We start from the raw sequence: 20699 nt of genomic DNA on the forward strand, positions 1-20699 counted from the left end.
GCGGGACTGAATCGGGACGGCACGACACGGACACCACCCGAACCCCAGCCGGGGGCGAACGTCTCACCCTCGCAAAACACCCGCCGTGGAACCAATCTGCGGGACGACAACCGATGGCGCGGATCGACAGGCGCCATCGACACCTTCCGCCCGGTCTATCCCACATCCCACCCTCGATGCCCACCAGGGCGCCCAGTCCCTGGTGTGACGTTGAGTTAAGATTGTGACCCAATTGACGAGGCGAGGGAGGACGGCGGCTTCGAACCGACGCGAGCCCGGGCTCCCTGAGCCGCGCGGCTCAGCCCCTGGTCGGGCCCCCTTGCCACCATCGGCTGATCACCACTCGCTGATGGCTGACCCGCTTTCGCTACGGCCCACCCAGCCGCTCCTTGATCTCAGGGCCCACGATTGCCACAGCAGGAGGTGACAGGTGACACATGACGTTCCTCGAATATCTACAGAGCCGGCGTGAGCTGTTACTCGCACAGACCCTCGAACACGCGACAATTGTGCTGATGTCCGTCGCCCTGGCGACGGTAATCGGCGTCTTGATCGCCCTCTGGACCTACCGCAACCCCCGCGCCCGGGCGGTCGCGACCGGCATAGCCGCGGCCATGCTCACCATCCCGTCCTTCGCGCTACTCGGCCTACTGATCGCACCACTCGGGCTGGGCTACACGCCCACCTTGGTGGCCCTCACCATGTATGCCCTGCTACCGATCCTCCGGAACACCATTGTGGGCCTGAGCGAGATCGACCCGGCCCTGACCGAGGCCGCGCGGGGAATCGGCATGGGCCGAGTCCGATCCCTGGCCACTGTGGAAATTCCGCTCGCCTGGCCGGTCATCCTGACCGGGATTCGGGTGTCCACCCAGATGACGATGGGGATCGCCGCGATCGGGGCCTATGTCGGGGGCCCGGGGCTGGGCAACCAGATCTTCTCCGGCCTGGCCAACCTCGGTGGCGTGAACTCCCTGAACCAGGCGCTGGTCGGAACGGTCGGCGTCATTGTGCTGGCACTCACCGTCGACTTCGCCCTCGCCCTGTTGGGCAAGCTCACCCAGGCCGGGCAACGACCGAAGCTGTTCCGCCCCCGGCCGGCTCGCCGCCCGACGCTCACGCCCACCACAGCAGTCCCTTCCCCCTCCCTCGGAGGCCGAGAATGAGCCACGACGTAATGATCGACCTGCAGCAGGTCAACAAGTTCTACCGGGGGCAAAAAGCCCCGGTCGTCGAGAACATGTCGATGACGATCCAGCAGGGCGAGATCATTGTCTTGGTCGGCCCCTCCGGCTGCGGCAAGACCACGACCATGAAGATGATCAACCGGTTGATCGAGCCCAGCAGCGGCCGGATTCTCATCGACGGCACCGACGTGACCGCGCTGGACGGCAACGACCTGCGCCGGCAGATCGGCTACGTCATCCAGCAGGTGGGGCTCTTCCCGCACATGAGCGTCGCCACCAATGTCGGCCTGGTGCCGAAGATGCTCGGCTGGGACCGCAAGCGGATCGAGGCCCGGGCCGACGAACTCCTCCACCTCGTCGGCCTCGAACCTGCCATCTACCGCAACCGGCTGCCCCGCCAACTCTCCGGCGGGCAACAGCAGCGCGTCGGGGTGGCCCGCGCGCTCGCCGCGGATCCACCGGTGATGCTGATGGACGAGCCCTTCGGTGCCACCGACCCGATGACCCGGGACCGGTTGCAGAACGAGTTCCTCCGCCTGCAGGAGCAGTTACACAAGACCATCGTCTTCGTCACGCACGACTTCGACGAGGCGATCAAGATGGGTACGCGGATCGCCGTCCTCGGCGAGAGGTCCAAGATCCGGCAGTTCGACACCCCGGAAAACCTGCTGGCGAGTCCGGCTGACGACACCGTTGCCCAGTTCATCGGCCGCGGTGCCCGGCTCAAGCAGCTCGACCTGCGCCGGGTCGACGCGATCACGTGGGAGGACGTCCCGCTGATCCAGCCGGACAAGGCCACCAACGGCGCAAAGCGCCAGTTGGAGCAGGCCGAAGGCTCCTCGGTATTGACCGTGGACGCTGACAACCGGCCGCTGCGCTGGGTCAACGCCGATGAACTGACCGCCGACGCGGGCGCCCTTGACGGGGCCGCCGGCCAGACGGTGACGACGGTCGAGCCGCAGGCCACGCTCCGCGACGCCCTGGACGCGATGCTTGCCTCCCGCGACGGCGCCGCGGTCGTGGTTGACGAGCACGGCCGCTATGCCGGCACGGTGACGCTCGACGGCCTGATGCAGGTGATCCACCACACGCCCGAACGAGACGCACCGGGCGCCGGGGTTCCCGACCAGCGTGTGGGCACGGCCCCCGCCGCCGAGCTCACCCCGGAGCAGCGATGAGCAGCGCCACCGGGACCCAGGCCGTAGCGACGGTGCTCACCCCGCCGTCCCGCTGGCGCGGGCTGCTGCGGCGGCACGCCACGATGCCGGTGATCCTCGCGGTGGTGCTGCTCAGCACCTACCTCTGGGTCAGCGCCACAAATCTGGACGACATCGAGCAGCGTTTCCTGAACGCCGACTACCTGCTGCGGACGGCCGGAGAACACGTGACGCTCGCCGCGCTGACCACCGTGCTGGTCGTGGCGATCGCCGGTGGGGGCGGCATCCTGCTCACCCGTCCGTCCCTGCGGTGGCTGACTCCGTTCGCCACCGGCCTGGCCAACATCGGCCAGGCGACGCCCGCGATCGGGCTGCTCGTCCTGTTGAGCATCTTCCTCGGCATCGACTTCTCGACCGCCTTGATCTGCCTGGTCGCCTACTCTGTCCTCCCGGTACTCCAGAACACCATTGTCGGGATCAACCAGGTAGACCGCCATCTGATCGAGGCGGGACGGGGCATCGGTATGTCACCGCTGGCCGTCCTGCTCCGGATCGAGCTTCCGTTGGCCGTTCCGGTGATCCTCGCCGGGGTACGGACCGCACTCGTCCTCGCCGTCGGCGTGGCCACCCTCGCCACGTTCATCGACGCAGGGGGTATGGGTGCGCTGATCGTGACCGGGATCAAGCTCCAACGCGAAACGATCCTCGTCACCGGAGCCATTCTGACCGCCACCCTGGCGTTGACGCTGGACTGGCTGGGCGGAGTGATCTCCGACCTGCTCCGCCCCCGTGGGCTCGACTGAGCGGCGTCATCCCGCACCTACCCACCACCGACACTCGCACTACCCCAAGGAAGGTAACGATGCGAAATCGCACTGCACTCACCCGCCTGGCGACCGGCTCCGCGGTGGTCGCCCTCGCGCTCACCGGCTGCTCGGTGACGACTGAGGACTCCGTCGCCGACGTCGCGGTCGGCGAGGGATCGATCAAGGAGGATGACACCCTCAAGGGACAGAGCATCGCGGTCGGCTCCAAGGACTTCACCGAGAACATCGTCTTCGGGCACATCACGATGCAGGCGTTGACCGCCGCTGGCGCGGAGGTCGAGGACAAGACCAACATCAAGGGCTCGGTCAACGTCCGCAAGGCGCTACTCAGCGGCGAAGTCGACGTCTACTGGGACTACACCGGTACGGCGTGGATCACCTACCTCGACCACACCGACCCGATCCAGGACTCCGCCGAGCAGTACGCGGCCGTGGTCAAGGAAGACAAGGAGAAGAACGACGTGGTCTGGGGGGCGTACGCCCCCGCGAACAACACCTACGCCATCGCGCTGCGGGAGGAGAAGGCCGAGGAGTGGAACCTCACGACCGTCTCTGAGCTCGCCGAGTTCGCCAAGAGCAACCCGGAGGAGGCGACGTTCTGCCTGGAGACCGAGTTCGCCGGCCGCAACGACGGCTGGCCCGGGATGACCGAGGCGTACGGGATGGACATCCCGGCGGACAACGTCAAGGTCGTCGACACCGGCGTCGTCTACACCGAGACGAAGAAGGGCGAGGCCTGCAACTTCGGTGAGGTCTTCACCACCGACGGCCGGATCAGCCACCTGAACCTGCGGGTGCTGGAGGATGACCAGAGCTTCTTCCCGATCTACAACCCGGCTCCCACCCTCAACGGCGAAGCCGCCGAGTCGTACGGCGCCATTCTGACGATCCTCGAGCCGGTGATCGCCAAGCTCGACGACGACACCCTCCGCGGGCTCAACGAGAAGGTGGACGTCCAGGGCGAGCCGGTGGCCCAGGTCGTCTCCGACTGGATGAAGGCCGAGGGCTTCATCGGCTGAGGCACCGACCGGCGCACCACCACCGCCGATGTCACCCTTACCTCGGGGTGGCATCGGCGGTGCCGGTTTCAGCCCCCGGTGTGACACACCCGGTGCTCGCCACCGACGCCCGCGGCCCCGCGCCGGTGCTGGGCCACCACCACCGCGAACGGCGTCTGCTCGCGGGCCTGGCCGAGTGGATTGTCGACGAACGCCGCCACCAACACCGCGTCCGGTAGGTCGGCGTCCTGGCCCAGAATGTCCTGACCGAGGTCATTGGCATCGATGATCACCGTGCCACCGAACCGCTCCGCGAACTCGGCGGGCAGGGCCGCCCGGATCGCCGACGAAATGTCCTGGGCAACCCGATCCGGATCGTGCGGTGCCAGCTTCGCCGATATGTTCGCCGGGTAGACCGAGTACTCGGTGGGCCCGTCGATGGCGCGTACCGCCGGACCGGCGACCCGGTAGAACAGCCCCCGCCGCCCGACCACCTTCCCCGCTGCCCCGACTGCAGCGGCGGCCAGGATGCGGGGCAGCCCTGCCTCCCGGATGGCCAGCTGCATCGTGGCCGGATGCCCCAGCCCGATGCCGTACGGGGTGCGCCGGACACCCCGCGACAGCAGGCGCGCCCAGGCCCCACTCCGGACGTCGGTCACGTGGAAGATTCGTCCCTGCGCGACCGCGACCACCTTCTCGCTGACAAACAGGTACCAGGGGCCGGCGGTTGCCAGTTGCTGGACGGAGAACGGCACCTCCGCCCCCTGTTTGTAGAACTCACCGACCCGGTTGACGGCGAGCGCGGGGACGTCGTCCCCGGTGGCGATGAGGTCGGTCCGGAGCGGAAACCGGGCCCAGGCGCCACCGGGCGTCAGCAGCTCCTTCCCCTGGTTGGGTACGAAGTCCGGCTTCGGCAGCGGGTCTGCACTCCGGTCGGGGCCCGAGCCGGTACCCCGCTGGGCCGCGACCCGGGCTGGCTCCGCCGACTCGGAGGTGCCCACCGCGCTGGTCGGCTTCGGGTCGATGAACTCGCGCAACCACAGTTCGACATTGAGCATCCGCCAGAACGTCATGGTGTCCACACCGCCCCGGCCGGCGACGTGGTCCTCGAATGCCTGGAGCACGGTTGGCTGGTCGAAGTAGGGTCGCGCACCGAACGACCGGGAGGCGAAGATCAGGTACACGTCATTCTTGATGCGCTGGAACCAGCTGTCCTCGGGCGTGGTGAAACCAATCTTGTTGCGCCGCCGATTGACCAGCCGGGGCAGCAGGTCGACGGTCGCGTCCCGCAGGGCCCGCTTGTTCCATCCGCGGTGGATGATCGCGGACGGATCGAACGACCACACGGTACGCACCAGAGCGGCGTCGAGAAACGGCACCCGACCCTCGACCGAGAATCGCATACTGTTCCGATCCTCGTAGCGGAGCAACGCCGGAAGGCTGTGCCGGAAGAGGTCGGCGGCCAGCCGGGCCTTGATGTCATCGCGCACCAACGGGAAGCGCTCGTGCCGATAGGTTTCGGCGAAGTCCCGACCCAGCAGGTTGACGGTCGGTGTCCGGCGTCGACGACCAACGACACCGGTGAGCCGGGTGCGGCCCAACCGCCAGAGCACATCGACGGAGCGGAGCAGCTCTCCGGCCACCCGGCCACCGCGTAGGCCGCGCAGGTGCACCAGATAGTAGGGCAGGTAGCCGGCGAGCAGCTCGTCGGCGCCCTGACCGTCGAGCAGCACCGTCACATGTTGACTCGCCTCCCGCATCACGCAGTACTGCGCGTACGGTGCGGTGGAGATGACCGGTTCTTCCTGGGTCCGGATGAAGTCCCGCAGATCAACCAGAAAGCGGTCCGGAGTCGGGCGCACCTTGTGCACCTGGAGCGCCTCGCCGCAGGTGGCCGCGACCGCGTCGACGTAGCGTTCCTCGTCGTTTCGTTCCCCGGGGAAAACCGCGGAGAAGGTCTGTTGCGTCGCACCAACCGGTCGGCAGGTGTCCTGGGCGAAGGCCAGCATGCGATGAATGCTGGCCACCACGGTCGAGGAGTCCAGCCCGCCGGAGAGGGCCGTACCGACCGGAACGTCGCTGACCAGTCGGGCCCGGATCGCTCGGTCCAGCACCGTCCGGAACCGTTCCTGGGCGGACCGGTCATAGGGGGTCGGCGCCGCTGCCAGCGCGTCCATGTCGTCGTAGAGGCGGGTGTAGGTGGAGCGTTGGATCGCGCCGTCCGAGGTGAGCAGGGCGATCTCGCCTGGCATCAACCGGGTGACCCCGTGGAAGAACGTCCGTGGGGTGTCGTCGTGGATCCGGAACCGTAGGTATCGGTAGATGGTGTGGTCGTCGGGCTTGGGCGTGACCGCACCGGCGGCGAAGAGGGGACGGATCTCACTGGCGAAGAAAACCCGTCCGTCTCCGTCCTCGGCGAGGTACAGCGGTTTGATGCCGAACTGGTCCCGGGCCAACACCACCTCGCCCCGCTCCAGGTCGGCGATGGCCAGGGCGAACATTCCATTGAAGCGGTCGAAGGCAGCCCGACCCCACTGGATCCACGCGGCGAGCACCACCTCGGTGTCACATTCCGTGATGAATCGATGGCCGAGATCGCTCAACTCCGCGCGCAGTTGCCGATAGTTGTAGACCTCGCCGTTGTAGCTCAACGCCCACCGGCCGTCCGCCGAGTGAAACGGTTGTTTCCCACCGGCTCGATCGATGACCGCCAGTCGCCGGTGCGCCAACCCGATCAGCCCGTCGGTCAGGTAGCCGTCGCCGTCGGGGCCCCGGTGGACCTGGGCGTCGGCCATCCGGCGGAGCACCGGCTCACCCCAGAATGCGCTGATGCCGATGTAGCCTGCTATCCCGCACATTGGAAGATCACCTCTAGGTTCACAACTGACGCACTATCGACTCCCGCTCCGGGGCACACGGTGGCGGCAGGAGCCGGCGTGGTGTCCCTCGGCTACCGGACCGGCGGTAGCCGACAGCCAAACGCTAAGCCGACATCTACCCCAGATGAACATGAACCCGAAAATTCGTCCCAAAGATCGCCCGCAACCTGCCAACAGCACACCGACCTGCTCGAACCGCTTCCCACCACGAGGAGAGATCGGACGGCCCGTGGTTGTGCGAGAACAGGACGACTGGTCGGGACGAGCCCGTCACTGGCGCCGACACCCGTAGTTCGAGATCCACCGTCCGGGCGGGTGCCGGGATGACGACGGGAGCAACGGACAGGACCGGAACGGCCGGGCCGGTTCCGGACGCGCGAATCATGTCGAGGTACCTCTTCTCAGGAGGGGCGGCTATCCGGCGCAGCCCGCAACATCGACGCAGTTGTTCGGCCGGTTCTTGATCACGATGGTGCCGGTAGCGGTGTTCAGGTCCACCGTGCCGCCGTCGTTGACGACTCCCCCACCGTCGGTGACGGCGAGATTGTCGACCACCTTCGTCGCCGCGAGGCTGACCGTCCCGGAGTTGTGGATGCCGCCGCCCCGATCGGCCCGATTACCGAGGATCCGGGTACGTCGTACCACCGTCTGCCCCGCGTTGAAGATTCCACCGCCGGCGGCAGCCATCGCGGTGTTGTCCTTGATGATGCTGTCCTCGATGACGACGTAGCTCCCGCCGCCGATGTCCCCCTCGACGAAGAGGCCACCGGCCAAACCGGACAGTGCGGTGTTGCCGGTCAGGCGGACCCACCGCAGGGTCAGCTGCCCGCCGAGACCAACCCGGACGCCACCGCCGTCGGAATGGCTCGTATTTCTGATGATTCGAGTGCCGGTAACCGTGCCGATGCCGCCGGAGACGAACAACCCACCAACAGACTGCGCCCAGTTGTCGGCGATGCTGCCGCCCTGAACGGTCACGCCGCTGTCCGAGGCGAAGACGCCGCCGCCGAGGTCGGCGATGTTTCCGCGGACGTGAGACTGTACGAGTTCCAGCGGGCCGGCACTGAAGATCCCACCGCCACGCTGGTTCCCGATATTCCGTTCGACGCTGGAGTGGCTGACCCGGGCGGTGCCGTTGTTGGCGATACCGCCGCCGAGGATGTCGGCGATGTTGCGATGGACGACGCTGTGGTTGACGGTCAGCACACCACCGGTGTTGACGAAGATCCCTCCGCCGCCCTCGGCGGCGTGTCCGCCGGTGATCGTCAGCTGGTTGAGGGTGAGCTCACCGCCGGTGGTCACCGCGAGGATCCGGAACTGGTCGACGGCGGCGGCCCGCTCGATGGTGGTGTTCCTGCCGCCGGTAAGGATGATCGGGGTGGTGATCGCGGGCAGACCAGCGCCACCGAGGTCGGCGGTGAGCAGATAGGTGCAGCCCTCGGCGAGGTCGAGCACGGCACCACCGCCGGCGTTGGCCAGGGCGATCTCGGCGATCAGCCGATCCGGGTCGCAGGGGACCGGTTTGCCGGCCCGCCGCTCCCCCTGCTTCCCGTCGCCCCTACCCGCGTCGCCCCTACCCGCGTCGCTCCGGTCAGCCGTACCGCTGCCTTCGTCCCGACCGTCGCCGACGGACGGCCCGATAACCGGGGTCCCGGACGCGCCAACGGCCGGCAGGGCACGCCTGACCGTCTCGCCAACCGGGGTCACCACCCCGACGGTGGCCAGCGCCACCCCGGTCACCCCCGCCAACCCGACAAACCACCGCTGCCGCCATGGCCGTGCTGGCTTCTCGCCCGGCCGGTCGGGCGGCTCTCCCTGGGCGTGGCGCTGATGGTTCATCGCGGTCTCGATGTCCTTCCCCGTGCATGGCAAGGAACCACCCGGCCGGGGTGCCAGTCGAGGTCACTCCCCAGCTACCCGTCGGGTGATACCAGCCACCGCACGCTAAACAAAGGGAAGCGACACGAAGCACTAAATGAGATTAAATCCACCAATCCAGATGAACGTGAATAGCTCTACGCTCCCCTGGCTACCGGCTCCGTACCGGGCTGGGACCCGGCCGCGACCTGGCCGTCCCACCGTCTGCGAGTCCGACCGATCGCGACAGCTGCCGCCACCGAGCCGAGGGCCAGCGTCAGTCCGGCGCAGCCCAGAATGGTGGGCTGGGCGCCGAAGCTGGTGATCATCGGCCCGCCGGCAAGGGTGCCAAGTGGCACGGAGAGCGTCGCGATCGCGCTGTAGGCGGCGAGCACCTGCGCTCTCGTACCCCCCTCGGTTCGGGCCTGCAACAGGGCCATCGTGGTAGCGGGAAAGGGGGCCCAGACAAGCCCACCCACAGCGAACATGACGAGCGCCACCCCCGTTGGCGCCCCGGCACCCAGCGGCAGCAGGGCAGCGCCCCAGGCCAGCACGATGGTGATGGTGACCGGCCACAGCCGCCAGCGCCGCAGGTAGCCAGCGGCGACCCCGCCGACGAGCGCGCCGGCACCGAAGACCACCCAAAACGCGGCGAGCGTTCCCGCCGAGTCGCCGGACGCCGCCCCAACGTGGACCGGCAGCGCCACCAGTATCGGCCCGTAGAGGAAGAAGAAGCCGAAGGTCAGGATGGAGAGACCACGTATGCCGCGGTCGCGTGCGATCGCAGCGAAACCGGCAAAACCGGACGGCCTCCGTGCTCCGAGCGGAGCTCGCTCCACCTTCGGCACGACGAGCAGGTAGGTGATCGCCAGGACGGCGAACGTCGCGGCGTCAATGGCGATGACGACGATCGGGCCGCCCAGCCCGATGATCACTGCTGCGAGGGCCGGGCCGACCAGGACTGACGCCTCGACCAGGAGACCGATGAACGCGTTACCCGCCAACCGGTGCTTCGGCGGGAGTAGCTCGGCGACGAGCGTGAAGCGACCGGCCGAGCCCCATGACCGCAGCAGCGCGGAGAGTCCGAGCAACACCGTGTACCGCCAGATGTCCAGCACTCCGGCAAGATGCGCAACCGGAATCAGCGCCAGCATCACGGTCCGCAGAACCGCATCCCACGCGGCCAGTTGGGCACCGCCGCGGCCACTGAGCCACCGACCGAACAACACCGATCCGAGTGCCCCCGGCAGGGTGTACGCGGCGATCGCCACCGCAGCCCAGGTGGCCTTACTCTCCGGCGGGGCGAGCTGAAGGGCAAGCCAACTGACCGCGACCAGGCTCATGCCGTCGCCCAGAGCTGACAACACGAACCCCGGGAAAAGTGGCCGCAGAATACGGTGCCGCAACACCGGCCAGTAGGGCGAAGCCCGAATAATAGTAGGTACTCCTTTTCGACAAACCATTCGGGAAGCATCACCCCGCCACCTACCAATCGCAAGAAAGTTAGCGCTCAGCAGAGCTGAAGCTTCGACTGAAGCGAATGCCGGCGCTGGCCCCACCCCGGCTTCCCCGGGACGGGGTCACGAGTAGGGCGTCGGAGTTCGTCGCAGTCCCGGCTCTTCCCCGGGCCCGGACGAGGAACGACCGGGCAGGAGCGGCACGGGGACCGCCACGCCACCGGCCACTGACGGGCCGCCACCCCCGCGGGACCGGCGCGCTGAATGCCAGCGAAAACATGAATAGGGTGACGGGCATTGCGGCTTAAACACACCTGGTGGTCACCGACCAGCCCGGCGCAGCACCCGCGAGCAAGAATGTGAATTCATATCTCGTATCAATGCCCGCCATCCAGCCAAAGAGCAATCTGCGATAAGGTTTTGATCATGCCCGTGAGCTACTCGGCCGCTAGAATCGATTAATCACCGGCAGGCCGATATAAATTGTCGAGATCGTGAATCATCGCGGAGCCATAATCTCGCAGATCACGCCCGCAAGCGCTGGGCGTACCCACCGATCACATTGCATCCCAATTGAGGGAGGGGCATGTCCGACACCAACCCGCACCCGGTCCCGAACGAGGACCCGGAGCAGCACATCGGGACGCAGACCCCGGATCCATGGCTCGACCCTGAGCAAACCGACTGGCCAGTTGTGGAGGTGAACATCGATGGCATGGATGGTGGTACCGAACCTGGACGAAGCCCGTGATCAACTCAACCGGCGATTCCCCGAACGGGACACCAGATCGGACGGCTCGATCGGCGACACCTCCCACCAGAGCGCCCCGTCGAGCCACAACCCGGACCGGACCGGTCGGTCGGAGTATCGCGACGGCGACAACCTCGACGAGGTACGGGCCCGAGATTTCGACGCCGACCTACGGGACCCGGGTGGGGTCACGATGGAACAGGTCGTACAGCTGTGGGTGAAGCTCGCTCGCTCCGGCGCGCTGTGGTGGGTGCGGTACATCATCTACAAGGGCCGAATCTGGCACCGCCGGCACAACTTCACCACCCACACCTACACCGGCTCTAACCGGCACACGACCCACTGCCACGTGAACTCTGACTTCACCCAGGCCGCCGACACCGTACGGGGCACGAACTGGCGGCTCGACCAGCTCGGCACGCCGGGGCCCGTCGATCCCGAGAAGCCGACACCGGTCCGGCCGGCGCCGGGGCCAGCGGTGTCATTCCCCCTTCCCAGCAGCTACTACTTTGGCTACCGGAGCGGAGGCGATCAATCGGTGTCGGGCCACTATCGGCGGAGATTCAAGGGGAAATCGGACCGACAGTGGCTCGCCATCTGGACCAAGCAGCTCGCCCGCCGCGGCTGGCCCGCTGGCAAGGGCAAGCGGTACCTCCGCAAGAATGGCCACGACGGCAAGTACGGCCCGGAGCACCGCGAGCTGATCAAAGCGTTCCAGGCGGATCAGGGCCTCCGCAGGGACGGGCTACTGGGCCGCGAGACGTGGGATGCCGCCTACCGCAACCCAATTCGCTGATCATCCTGCCGTGGCGCCGCAGCACGGTGCTGGGCCCACCCCACGCGGCGAGGAACGAAGAAACGGGATCAGGCGCGCGCCACGGTCGTCGGCGCAGACCATGGGAAGGGTTCCGCCCCACCGCGTGCTCGCGGTGGGGCGGAACCCTTGGTGTCCTGCTCGGAGTGTCAGCCGGCGCAGCCGGGGACGTCCACGCAGTTGTTGGGTCGGTTCTTGATGACCACGGTGCCGGTGGCGGTGTTCAGCTCCACCGTGCCGAGGGTGTTGAAGATACCCCCGCCGTCGGTGACCGCAATGTTCTTGACCACCTTCGTCGCGAAGAGCGTCAACGTGCCGGAGTTGAAGATGCCGCCGCCCTCGTTGGCCTGGTTACCGATGACCTTGGTGTTTCGCAATACGGCTACTCCCGAGTTGTCGATCCCTCCGCCGATGTCGGAAGCGGTGTTGTTCTCGATTAGGCTGTCCTCGACGACCGCGATGGTGTCGTCGACTTCGGTGCCCTCCACGAACAGCCCACCGGCCACACCCGTCAGCGCGGAGTTGTCGAGGAGGCCGACCTTCTGCAGCGTCAACTGCCCGGCCTCGGCGACCCGGGCGCCACCGCCGTTTCCACTGGCGGTGTTCTTCGCGACCTTGGTGCCGGTCAGCCTGCCGATTCCGCCCAGGAGATACAGCCCTCCCGCGTCGGATGCCTGGTTGCCGGAGATGCTGCTGCCCCTGACGGTGACGGTGCTACCGCTCTGGTAGATGCCACCGCCCTGGTCGGCGGTGTTGTTGTCGATGTGCGACTTGACGACCTCCAAGAGGCCGGTGCTGAAGATCCCACCGCCTTGCTCGCTGGTGGTGTTCCAGTCGACCTTGGAGTGCATGATCCGGGTGGTGCCCAGGTTGGCGATGCCGCCGCCGTCGCCGTCGCCCTCGACGATGTTGCGGGTGATGGCGCTGTGGTTGGTGGTCAACGCTCCGCCGGGGTTGACGAGGACTCCCCCACCGTTACCGTCGGTCTGACCACCGGTGACCTTCAGGTGGTTGAGGGTGAGGTCACCACCGGTGTCGACGATGAAGATCCGGAAATCGTCGACGGCGGCGGCGCGTTCGATCGTGGTGTTCTTGCCGCCGTTGAGGGTGATCGGGGTCATGATCGCGGGCAGACCGGCACCGTCGATGTCGAAGGTGAGCAGGTAGGTGCAGTCCTTCGCCAGGTCGAACACGCCGCCGCCGGTGGCGTTGGCGGACGTGATCGCCGCGATCAGCAGATCGGCGTCGCAGGGGACCGGCGTGCCCTTCGGCGCAGCCTTCTTTCCCTTGCCCCTGTCGCCCTTGTTTCTGTCGCCCTTCCCCCTGTCGCCCTTCCCCCTGTCGCCCTTGCTTCTGTCCTCGTGCGTGGAACTGCTGTCCCGGTGACTGCCCCCAGGCTGGGTTTCGGCGCTGGTGGCGGCGCGCCCGGCAGCGCCGACGGCCGGAGCCGTCGCGACGCCGACGGCGGTGAGGGCCAGCCCGGCTACTCCGGCCAGGCCGACCGTCCACCAGCGCGACCGCGCCCGGCGTACGCCTGGGCGGTCGGTCCCGGTTTCGTGGGTGTGATGCTGCTGGTTCATCGCGGTGTCGATGTCCTTCCCCCGTGTACGGCGAGGAAGGACCGACCCAGGCCAGGCTTCCTCGGCTACCAGGCAGGCGGTAGCAGCCACCTCGGACGCTAAACCGACACTCACCCCAGCCGAACATGAATACGAAAAAAACCTCTAAACCAGACAAACCTTGGCGAGTGGGCTTCCGGTGCCCGCCTGCGGACCCCGCCTCCGGCCGGGCCCCTTCGTGACCTGGCCCACCCGATCACGGGACCAAATGCCCTGTCGCCCCCGGCCGGCAGGCCACAGGATTGCCAGTGCCGACAGGGCCGGCTGAAGGGCAGGAATTAGGTGGAACTTCCGATCATCATTCAGGGCGGGATGGGCGTCGGTGTCTCCAGCTGGCGGCTGGCCGCCGCCGTAGCCGCCGCCGGCCAGCTCGGGGTGGTGTCCGGGGTGGCACTCGACGCGTCACTGGCCCGCCGGCTACAGCTCGGCGACGAGGACGGCACGCTCCGGCAGGCACTGAGCGCATTCCCCGCGCCGGAGGTCGCCCAGCGGGTGCTGGACCGCTACTACGTACCGGGGGGAATTCCTGCCGGCAAACCGTTCCGACCGGCACCACTGCTGAGCATGCGGCCCCGACGACACGCGAACGAGCTGGCCGTGGTCGCCAACTTCGTCGAGGTCTACCTGGCCAAACAGGGCCACAGCGGCGTCGTCGGCATCAACTACCTGGAGAAGATCCAGCTCGCCACCCCCGCCGCGGTGTACGGGGCGATGCTGGCCGGGGTCGACTACGTCCTGATGGGTGCCGGCCTGCCCAGTGAGATCCCGTCTCTGATCGACGCCCTGACCCACCACCGGCCGGTCCAGTTGCCCGTCGCCGTTGAGGGCAGCGCGGCGGGGGAAGCCCACACCGTCGCCCTCAACCCGCCTGACTTGACCGGCGAGCTTCTACCGCCCCTCCCACGGCCGCGGTTCCTGGCCATCGTCTCCGCCGCGTCCCTGGTCAGCTATCTTGCCCGCAGCCCCCGTACCTGCCCCGACGGTTTCGTCCTCGAAGGGCCCACCGCGGGCGGCCACTCGGCCCGGCCCCGCGGCAAGATGGTGCTCGATGACAACGGCGAACCCGTCTACGGCGACCGGGACCGGATCGACCTGGCCAAGGTAGCCGCCGCCGGGCTGCCGTTCTGGGTGGCCGGCGGCCAGGCCGACCCACAGCGGGTGGCTGCCGTCCAAGCGGCCGGAGCCACCGGTGTTCAGGTCGGCACCGCCTTCGCCCTCTGCCGCGAATCCGGAATCAGCCCCCAGCTGCGGCGGCAGCTGCTCCAGCGGGCCACCGACGGACAGCTCGCGATCCAGAACGATCCGGTCGCCTCCCCGACCGGCTTCCCCTTCAAGATTGCCCAGCTGGAGGGCACCGCCGCCGAGGACGGCATCTACCAGGCCCGCGCTCGTCGGTGCGATCTGGGCTATCTGCGCACCCCGTACCTGCGGCCGACCGGTCGGGTCGGTTTCCGGTGCCCGGCCGAGCCGATAGACGACTACATCCGCAAGGGCGGCGCGGCGGAGGACACCATGGGTAGCCGCTGCCTGTGCAACGGGCTGATGGGCACGATCGGCCTGGGTCAACGACGCGCCGGCGACGACACCGAGCCGCCGATCATCACCATCGGCCAGGACATCGGCGTCCTCACCGAGCTGCACCGGCGCTTCGGGGAGGACTACGCGGCCACCGACGTGCTGCACCACCTGCTCGCGGCAGCCCATTCCGGTAGCTGACCGCACCGGCTCCGAGCACCTCCGCTACGGTTCGGAACCCCGCCCCTACCGCGTACGGCAGGAGCGGGGCCCGGGTGAACTTTGACCCGCTCCGGGTCGCTAGCCGGCGCAGCCGGGAACATTCACGCAGTTGTTCGGACGGTTGCTGATAACGGTGGTGCCGGTGGCCGTGTTCAGGGTGACGGTCCCACCCACGTCGTTGACGATGCCCCCGCCGTCGGTCACGGCAAGGTTGTCGGTGACCGTCGAGGCGAAGAAGGTCAGTGTTCCGGTCGCGAGATTCTGGACGCCGCCGCCCGTGTCGGCCTGGTTCCCGTCGAGCTTGGTGCCGGTCAACGTGGTCATGCCCGCGTTGTAGATGCCCCCGCCCTGGGCGCCGGCGGTGTTGTCGACGATGCGGCTGCCCGTGATGTCGGCCGTGGACTCCTCGTCGACAATGAGGCCGGCACCGGTTTCGGCGGTGTTGCCGGCGAGGACGACTTTCTGCAGCGTCAACTGACCCAGCAGGAAGACACCGCCACCAGCATCGGCAGCGGAGTTATTCTTGATGTGGCTGCCGGTCACCGAGCCGATTCCGCCATCAACGATGAAGAGACCCGCTCCCTGATCGGACCAGTTGCCGGAGATGGAACTCTTGGAAACCTCGACTGTTCCCGCCGTGCTCCCGATACCGCCTCCCGAGAGGGTGCCGGTGTTCGCCTTGACCTCAGACTCGTTGACGGTCAGTACGCCCGTGTTGTAGATGCCGCCCCCTTCCGACGGGGCAGTGTTACGGCTGACGATCGAGCGCTTGACGGTGGTGGTCCCGTTGTTGGCGATGCCGCCACCATTACCACCGGCGATGTTGCGGGTGACTACGCTGTGGCTGACTGTCAAACCCCCGCCCGCGTTGACCAGGATTCCGCCCCCATCGGTACCCGCCATGGTGGTCTGACCGCCGACGATCTTCAGGCGGTTGAGGGAGAGGTCGCCACCGGAGTCGACGGTGAAGATCCGGAACTGGTCGGCGGCGGTGGCGCGTTCGATCGTGGTGTTCTTGCCGCCGTTGAGGATGATCGGGGTGATGATCGCGGGCAGACCGGCACCGTCGATGTCGGCGGTGAGCAGGTAGGTGCAGTCCTTGGCCAGGTCAAAAATGCCACCGCCCGCAGCATTGGCAGCCGTGATCGCGGCGATCAACGCATCCGCGTCACACGTGACGGGAGTGCCGGTGCCGACTCCATCCCGGGCGGTCGCGACGGGCCCGGGCTCCGCATCCGTCGCCGCGGTGGAGCCGGGTACGGGCTGGTTCGGTTGAGCGTGGGCGGCGGTGGCAAGAACGGCCGTGCTGAACGCCAGGCCGGTCAACCCCGCCATCCCGACGGCCCACCACCGTGGGGGCCGCCTATCTGCGCGGGTTGAGCTGTAAACATGTCGTTGAGATGGCATTGCGGTCTCGGTGTCCTTCCCCGTGAACGGCGAGGAGCCCACCACCCGAGGGGACGCGGGTCGTGTGTTCCTCAGCTACCAGACAGGCGGTAGCGGCCCATCGTCGAGCTAAACCGACACCAAGCCCACATGACGGCAAACACGAAGGAATTACGCGAAAGAAGCTCTCAATGTTGCTACCGGCGAGTTAGATCTCCTCGAGCCGCTCGAGGTGGTGGCCGTTCTGGTCGACGTTGCCCGGGTCGGTGGAACCCGGCCCACGCTCATGCTGGCTACCCTGTCCTCAACGGCGGCGGGCTTGGCATGGGGGCGATGTGAGCGCAGCGCGCGGGAGGCGGGAATGGATCCTCGACACCCTGCTCTGGGCCGCGCTCAGCCTGCCGGTCGCCTACAACCAGATCAACCACGCGGCGGTCGACTCGCTCCTGACCGGGTGCGCCACCCTGGCCGTCGCCGTCGGATTCAGTCGCCGACTGCCCCTGGTGTCCGTCGTTCTCGTGGTGGCGGGCACCCTGGTTGACGGCAACTTCCTGTTCGGCATCCCGGTCATGGGCTACCTCGCGGGGCGGCGTACCGATCGGATCGCCCCGGCAGTGGTCGTCCTCCTACTGTTGACCGTCGGCGGCACCCTGATCAACCTGGTGGTTCTCGACACGACCCCGGCCCAGTTGTTCCTGCTCGTGGTCACCCTGCTCAGCTGCGGCGCCTTCCCGTGGCTTGTCGGTCGCCACCAAACGCAGCACACCGAGCTGGTCAACGCCGGCTGGGAGCGGGCCGCCCAACTGGAACGCGAGCGGCAGATGGTCGCCGCGCAGGCACGACTACACGAGCGGACCCGCATCGCCCAGGAGATCCACGACTCGCTGGGGCACGAACTCGCCCTGCTCGCCCTGCGGGCCGGCGCGCTGGAGACCGCAGTCGACCTGGCCGCCCAGCACCGGGCCGCCGCGCGCAGCGTGCGAAAGAGCGCGGCCGACGCGACCGACCGGCTGCAGGACGTCATCGACCTGCTGCACCGGGACGGCACCGCGGCACCCCTCACCCCAGGCGGCCACTCCCCAGAGGACCTGGTCACCCGCGCCCGCGACTCCGGCGTGGCGGTCACGCTCTCCCGTACGGGTCCCTCCGACAAGCTGTCACCGCTGGCCGAGCGAGCCGTCTACCGACTCGTCCAGGAGACCCTCACCAACGCCACCCGGCACGCGCCCGGAGCGGCCGTGCACATCACCCTCCGGCACACGCCGGACGCCACCACAGCTGAGGTGGTCAACGATCCGCCGCCGGTCGGGCTGCTGCCCGGCTCGCGGCAACCGGACCGCCTCGGGGTTGGCCTGGTCGGGCTACGCGAACGCGTACGCCTCACGGGTGGCACCTTCCGTGCCGGGCATCGCCAGGACGGGAGCTTCGCCGTCGAGGCATGGATTCCGCATCATGCCGTACCGCCGGCCGACGAGGAGGTGGCCGTCACCACCGAGTTGCAGCAGGCCCAGCGTCGCCTGCGACGTCGGCTCGATGTCGCGGTGGCCGCGCCGGTGGCGGTCCTGGCCCTGGTGGTGACCGGCTACTACCCGTACGTCGCGCTGAACTCGACACTGCCCGATGGGGACTACGCCCGGATCTCCATCGGCGACACGCGCACCTCGCTCGCCAGGCTGCTGCCCACGCGCCAGACCCCGGACCGGCGGGCCGAAGCCTTCCCGCCCACCCCCACCGGCGCCCGGTGCGAGTTCTACACCGACGGAAGCTTCCCGGTGGCCCGGGCAACGTATCGACTCTGCTTCAATGAGGACCGGTTGATCGCCAAGGACGCGGTGAGATGACGATCAGAGTGGTGTTGGCCGATGACGAGGCGCTGATCCGGGCCGGCGTGTGCGCCGTCCTGGCCAATGACCCCCGCATCGAGGTGGTGGCGGAGGCCGGGGACGGCCACGAGGCCGTGGAACTGGTGCGGCGGCACCGGCCCGCCGTGGCGCTGCTGGACATCCGGATGCCCCGCCTGGGCGGGCTCGCCGCCACCGCCGAGATCCGCCGGCTGGTACCGGACACGGCAGTGATCATTCTGACCACGTTCGGAGAGGACGACTACATCTCCCCCGCGCCATCGTCGAGGGCGCCAGCGGCTTCCTCCTCAAATCCGGCGACCCGATGGAGCTCACCACCGGCATCCGGGCGGTCGCCGACGGGGCGGCCTATCTGTCGCCGAGGGTCACGTCGCGGGTCCTCACCCGGCTGGCCACCGGTCGCCTCGGCGCGGAAGCCGGCGCCCGGGAAAAGGTGAGCGCCCTCACCGAGCGGGAGCGCGAGGTGCTGACGCTCCTCGGCAAGGGACTGTCCAACGCCGAGATCGCCAATCGGCTGCACCTGGTCGAGGGAACGGTCAAGGCGCACGTGAGTACGCTGCTCGCCCGGCTGGGTGCCCGCAACCGCGTACAGGCGGCGATCCTCGCCCACCAAGCCGACCTGGCCTGACCGGCAACCCCGGTACGACCACGCCGGCTCGAGGCGACGAGGTTGCGACCGGCCGACCCAGCGATGCATTTCGGCACGTCCGAGGCACCTACCAGGCACGCCCTTGAATAACTCGGCGGCTCTGCTGTACCGCGACCCGACCAGACGCCAGGCTCAGCGCTCGCCCGCCTCAACGCCACGCAGGTCGAGATAGGCCAGCAACCGCAACAACCCGGCCAGATGCTGCAGGTCGTGCCAGAGCACCGGGTCGTCGTACGCCCGACGGTGCAACAACTCACGCAGCTCCGCCGCGTCGTCACTGATCTGCCCGACGTCGATTCCAGCTGCCGGGTCCTGATAGGTGTTGAAGGCGGAAGGTAGATCCACATTCCAGTAGTAGTTGACGTCAAGGACTGACAGATCAATCTCCGAGCCGAACCGCTCCTGCGCGGCGTCCAGCAGCCGCGTGCACACCTGACGAAGTTCCTCGACCCTGAGCGCCTCCGTCATAGGTACGCCGCATTTCCGGAGAGAGTTGTCACCACTCCTGCAATGTTCGGCCCGGCCGTCAGCTACGGCAAGCCACTTATAGAGGGTGCTGGCAGGGCTCGACAAACGCGCTGTGGTGAGCAGTCCCGCGCGCCGCGACCGGCATCGTGGCCTACAGCCGCCAGCACGTGGACGGTATATGGGTGCTGAACCGTTGAAGACCAGCGCCCCCTGGTGATCGGTGAGGCCCCAGGAGTCCCCCAGGCGAACCCGTCTAGCAGCTCAACGGGAGCTCACCCAGCGGGCGCTGGTATGCGGCGTGAGCGACGCTATCCGGCAAGTTGCTGTCCGACGTCGGCCTTCGGGATCCAGGAGGTGGGTCGAGGACGGCCAGGAAGGTCAGTACGGCCGGTGGACCAGAGCAGCGCCTGGACCGGATCCCCGGCTGACGCGTCGGGAAAGAGCCGGGCGAGTACGGCACGGCAGAGAGCTTCCGGCGGCTGCCAGTCGATGCCGAGCCCTTCGGTGATGTCCCGGGTGTGCACCAGCGTCTCGTTGACGCCCAGCGCCGCGAAGCCACTCGGATCGGTCGGGCCCCAGTGCCAGGCTCGCACCGACGGGTCGGACGCCGCCAACACAGTGCTGAGCAGCTTTCCCGCGCCGGCGGCTACGCACAGCAGGTCGTGGGGAGACGCATCGTCGCTGACCACCAGGTCGAACGGAAGGTAGGCGGAGTCGGGCAGGGCAGCGAGTTGCCCGGCGTAAGCGAGAAGATCATGCGCGACATGGGCGGCTGTTTCCCAGCAACTCCAGTCGAGCTCGCCGGCCTGGCGTCGCCAGTCCGCGCACGCCTGCGGTGTGAGTATCCGAACCATCTCGGCCACGGCTTCGTCGACATCACGGCTGCCTATCGGACGCATGACAAGCAGGCTGCCAAATCTTGCACCGACTAGCTAGTACGGCAGCCGCCATTCGTGATCATGGCTGGAGTTCGAGGGTGAGTCGCCGGGCGTAGTGGGCTCGTCTGGCTCGTGCCTGGTGGTGGCGTCGCCATCGTGACCAGCGCAGGTGG

14 protein-coding genes and 2 pseudogenes are annotated in these 20699 nt (G+C 67.8%); 8 read left to right on the forward strand and 8 right to left on the reverse strand.

What is annotated here, in order from left to right; all coding sequences use genetic code 11:
- Positions 1-437: 437 nt before the first annotated feature.
- From H0524_RS17625 to H0524_RS17640, 4 genes are read left to right on the forward strand one after another with little or no spacing between them, the layout of a single operon-like run.
- Complete coding sequence (locus H0524_RS17625) at positions 438-1166, forward strand: ABC transporter permease (RefSeq protein WP_180199626.1); 729 nt, start codon at positions 438-440, stop codon at positions 1164-1166.
- A complete protein-coding gene (locus tag H0524_RS17630) occupies positions 1163-2365 on the forward strand; it encodes an ABC transporter ATP-binding protein (RefSeq protein WP_180199627.1) in 1203 nt (400 codons plus the stop codon). Before H0524_RS17625 ends, H0524_RS17630 begins: the two co-directional genes overlap by 4 nt.
- Positions 2362-3147, forward strand: coding sequence for an ABC transporter permease (locus tag H0524_RS17635; protein WP_018725465.1), 786 nt, complete (start codon positions 2362-2364; stop codon positions 3145-3147). The genes H0524_RS17630 and H0524_RS17635 overlap by 4 nt, the downstream gene beginning before the upstream one ends.
- Positions 3148-3206: 59 nt before the next feature.
- Positions 3207-4190, forward strand: coding sequence for a glycine betaine ABC transporter substrate-binding protein (locus H0524_RS17640; protein ID WP_180199628.1), 984 nt, complete (start codon positions 3207-3209; stop codon positions 4188-4190).
- Between the two features lie 68 nt (positions 4191-4258).
- On the opposite strand, the gene asnB is transcribed toward H0524_RS17640, so the two are convergent.
- The 4 genes and pseudogenes from asnB to H0524_RS17655 form a co-directional block, all read right to left on the reverse strand.
- On the reverse strand, positions 4259-7027 hold the full coding sequence (gene asnB, locus H0524_RS17645; protein ID WP_180199629.1) for an asparagine synthase (glutamine-hydrolyzing): 2769 nt from the start codon (positions 7025-7027) through the stop codon (positions 4259-4261).
- Between the two features lie 226 nt (positions 7028-7253).
- A pseudogene (locus H0524_RS24995) lies at positions 7254-7433 on the reverse strand (chlorophyllase); the annotation flags it as partial.
- 29 nt (positions 7434-7462) lie between these two features.
- On the reverse strand, positions 7463-8788 hold the full coding sequence (locus tag H0524_RS17650; RefSeq protein ID WP_375372011.1) for a right-handed parallel beta-helix repeat-containing protein: 1326 nt from the start codon (positions 8786-8788) through the stop codon (positions 7463-7465).
- A gap of 275 nt (positions 8789-9063) precedes the next feature.
- On the reverse strand, positions 9064-10314 hold the full coding sequence (locus H0524_RS17655; RefSeq protein ID WP_180199631.1) for an MFS transporter: 1251 nt from the start codon (positions 10312-10314) through the stop codon (positions 9064-9066).
- A gap of 767 nt (positions 10315-11081) precedes the next feature.
- On the opposite strand from H0524_RS17655, the gene H0524_RS17660 reads away from it, so the two are divergent.
- Positions 11082-11909 (forward strand): peptidoglycan-binding domain-containing protein, encoded by an 828-nt coding sequence (locus H0524_RS17660; protein WP_180199646.1) that lies wholly within the window; start codon positions 11082-11084, stop codon positions 11907-11909.
- Between the two features lie 167 nt (positions 11910-12076).
- Here the strand turns inward: H0524_RS17660 and H0524_RS17665 are convergent, their stop codons facing one another.
- Positions 12077-13507, reverse strand: a complete 1431-nt coding sequence (locus H0524_RS17665) for a right-handed parallel beta-helix repeat-containing protein (RefSeq protein ID WP_180199632.1) — start codon at positions 13505-13507, stop codon at positions 12077-12079.
- Positions 13508-13828: 321 nt separating this feature from the next.
- Here H0524_RS17665 and H0524_RS17670 point away from each other — a divergent pair, with 321 nt between their 5' ends.
- Positions 13829-15262 carry a nitronate monooxygenase gene (locus H0524_RS17670; RefSeq protein ID WP_180199633.1) on the forward strand — a complete coding sequence of 478 codons (1434 nt, stop codon included), beginning with the start codon at positions 13829-13831 and terminating at the stop codon, positions 15260-15262.
- 99 nt (positions 15263-15361) lie between these two features.
- Here H0524_RS17670 and H0524_RS17675 read toward each other — a convergent pair whose 3' ends face one another.
- Complete coding sequence (locus tag H0524_RS17675; protein WP_180199634.1) at positions 15362-16618, reverse strand: right-handed parallel beta-helix repeat-containing protein; 1257 nt, start codon at positions 16616-16618, stop codon at positions 15362-15364.
- A 449-nt stretch (positions 16619-17067) separates the two neighbouring features.
- Between H0524_RS17675 and H0524_RS17680 the strand changes: the two genes are divergently transcribed.
- Both H0524_RS17680 and H0524_RS17685 read left to right on the forward strand, forming a co-directional pair.
- Positions 17068-18510 carry a sensor histidine kinase gene (locus H0524_RS17680; protein ID WP_180199647.1) on the forward strand — a complete coding sequence of 481 codons (1443 nt, stop codon included), beginning with the start codon at positions 17068-17070 and terminating at the stop codon, positions 18508-18510.
- Positions 18507-19159 (forward strand): annotated as a pseudogene (locus tag H0524_RS17685) (response regulator). Before H0524_RS17680 ends, H0524_RS17685 begins: the two are co-directional and overlap by 4 nt.
- 153 nt (positions 19160-19312) lie before the next feature.
- On the opposite strand, the gene H0524_RS17690 reads toward H0524_RS17685, so the two are convergent.
- Positions 19313-19648 (reverse strand): hypothetical protein, encoded by a 336-nt coding sequence (locus H0524_RS17690; RefSeq protein ID WP_180199635.1) that lies wholly within the window; start codon positions 19646-19648, stop codon positions 19313-19315.
- Positions 19649-19956: 308 nt separating this feature from the next.
- Positions 19957-20538 (reverse strand): hypothetical protein, encoded by a 582-nt coding sequence (locus tag H0524_RS17695; RefSeq protein ID WP_180199648.1) that lies wholly within the window; start codon positions 20536-20538, stop codon positions 19957-19959.
- Between the last annotated feature and the right edge of the window lie 161 nt (positions 20539-20699).

Origin of the sequence: Salinispora sp. H7-4, from assembly GCF_013416675.1 — a bacterium.
GTDB classification, from domain to species: Bacteria; Actinomycetota; Actinomycetes; order Mycobacteriales; family Micromonosporaceae; genus Micromonospora; species Micromonospora vitiensis.

Bases quoted from the DNA above. Each gene is read 5' to 3' on its own strand.
- H0524_RS17690 (WP_180199635.1), bottom strand. From the start codon at position 19,648: ATGACGGAGGCGCTCAGGGTCGAGGAACTTCGTCAGGTGTGCACGCGG.
- H0524_RS17640 (WP_180199628.1), top strand. From the start codon at position 3,207: ATGCGAAATCGCACTGCACTCACCCGCCTGGCGACCGGCTCCGCGGTG.
- H0524_RS17630 (WP_180199627.1), top strand. From the start codon at position 1,163: ATGAGCCACGACGTAATGATCGACCTGCAGCAGGTCAACAAGTTCTAC.
- H0524_RS17635 (WP_018725465.1), top strand. From the start codon at position 2,362: ATGAGCAGCGCCACCGGGACCCAGGCCGTAGCGACGGTGCTCACCCCG.
- asnB (WP_180199629.1), bottom strand. From the start codon at position 7,027: ATGTGCGGGATAGCAGGCTACATCGGCATCAGCGCATTCTGGGGTGAG.
- H0524_RS17675 (WP_180199634.1), bottom strand. From the start codon at position 16,618: ATGGCGGGGTTGACCGGCCTGGCGTTCAGCACGGCCGTTCTTGCCACC.
- H0524_RS17660 (WP_180199646.1), top strand. From the start codon at position 11,082: ATGGTGGTACCGAACCTGGACGAAGCCCGTGATCAACTCAACCGGCGA.
- H0524_RS17665 (WP_180199632.1), bottom strand. From the start codon at position 13,507: ATGAACCAGCAGCATCACACCCACGAAACCGGGACCGACCGCCCAGGC.
- H0524_RS17625 (WP_180199626.1), top strand. From the start codon at position 438: ATGACGTTCCTCGAATATCTACAGAGCCGGCGTGAGCTGTTACTCGCA.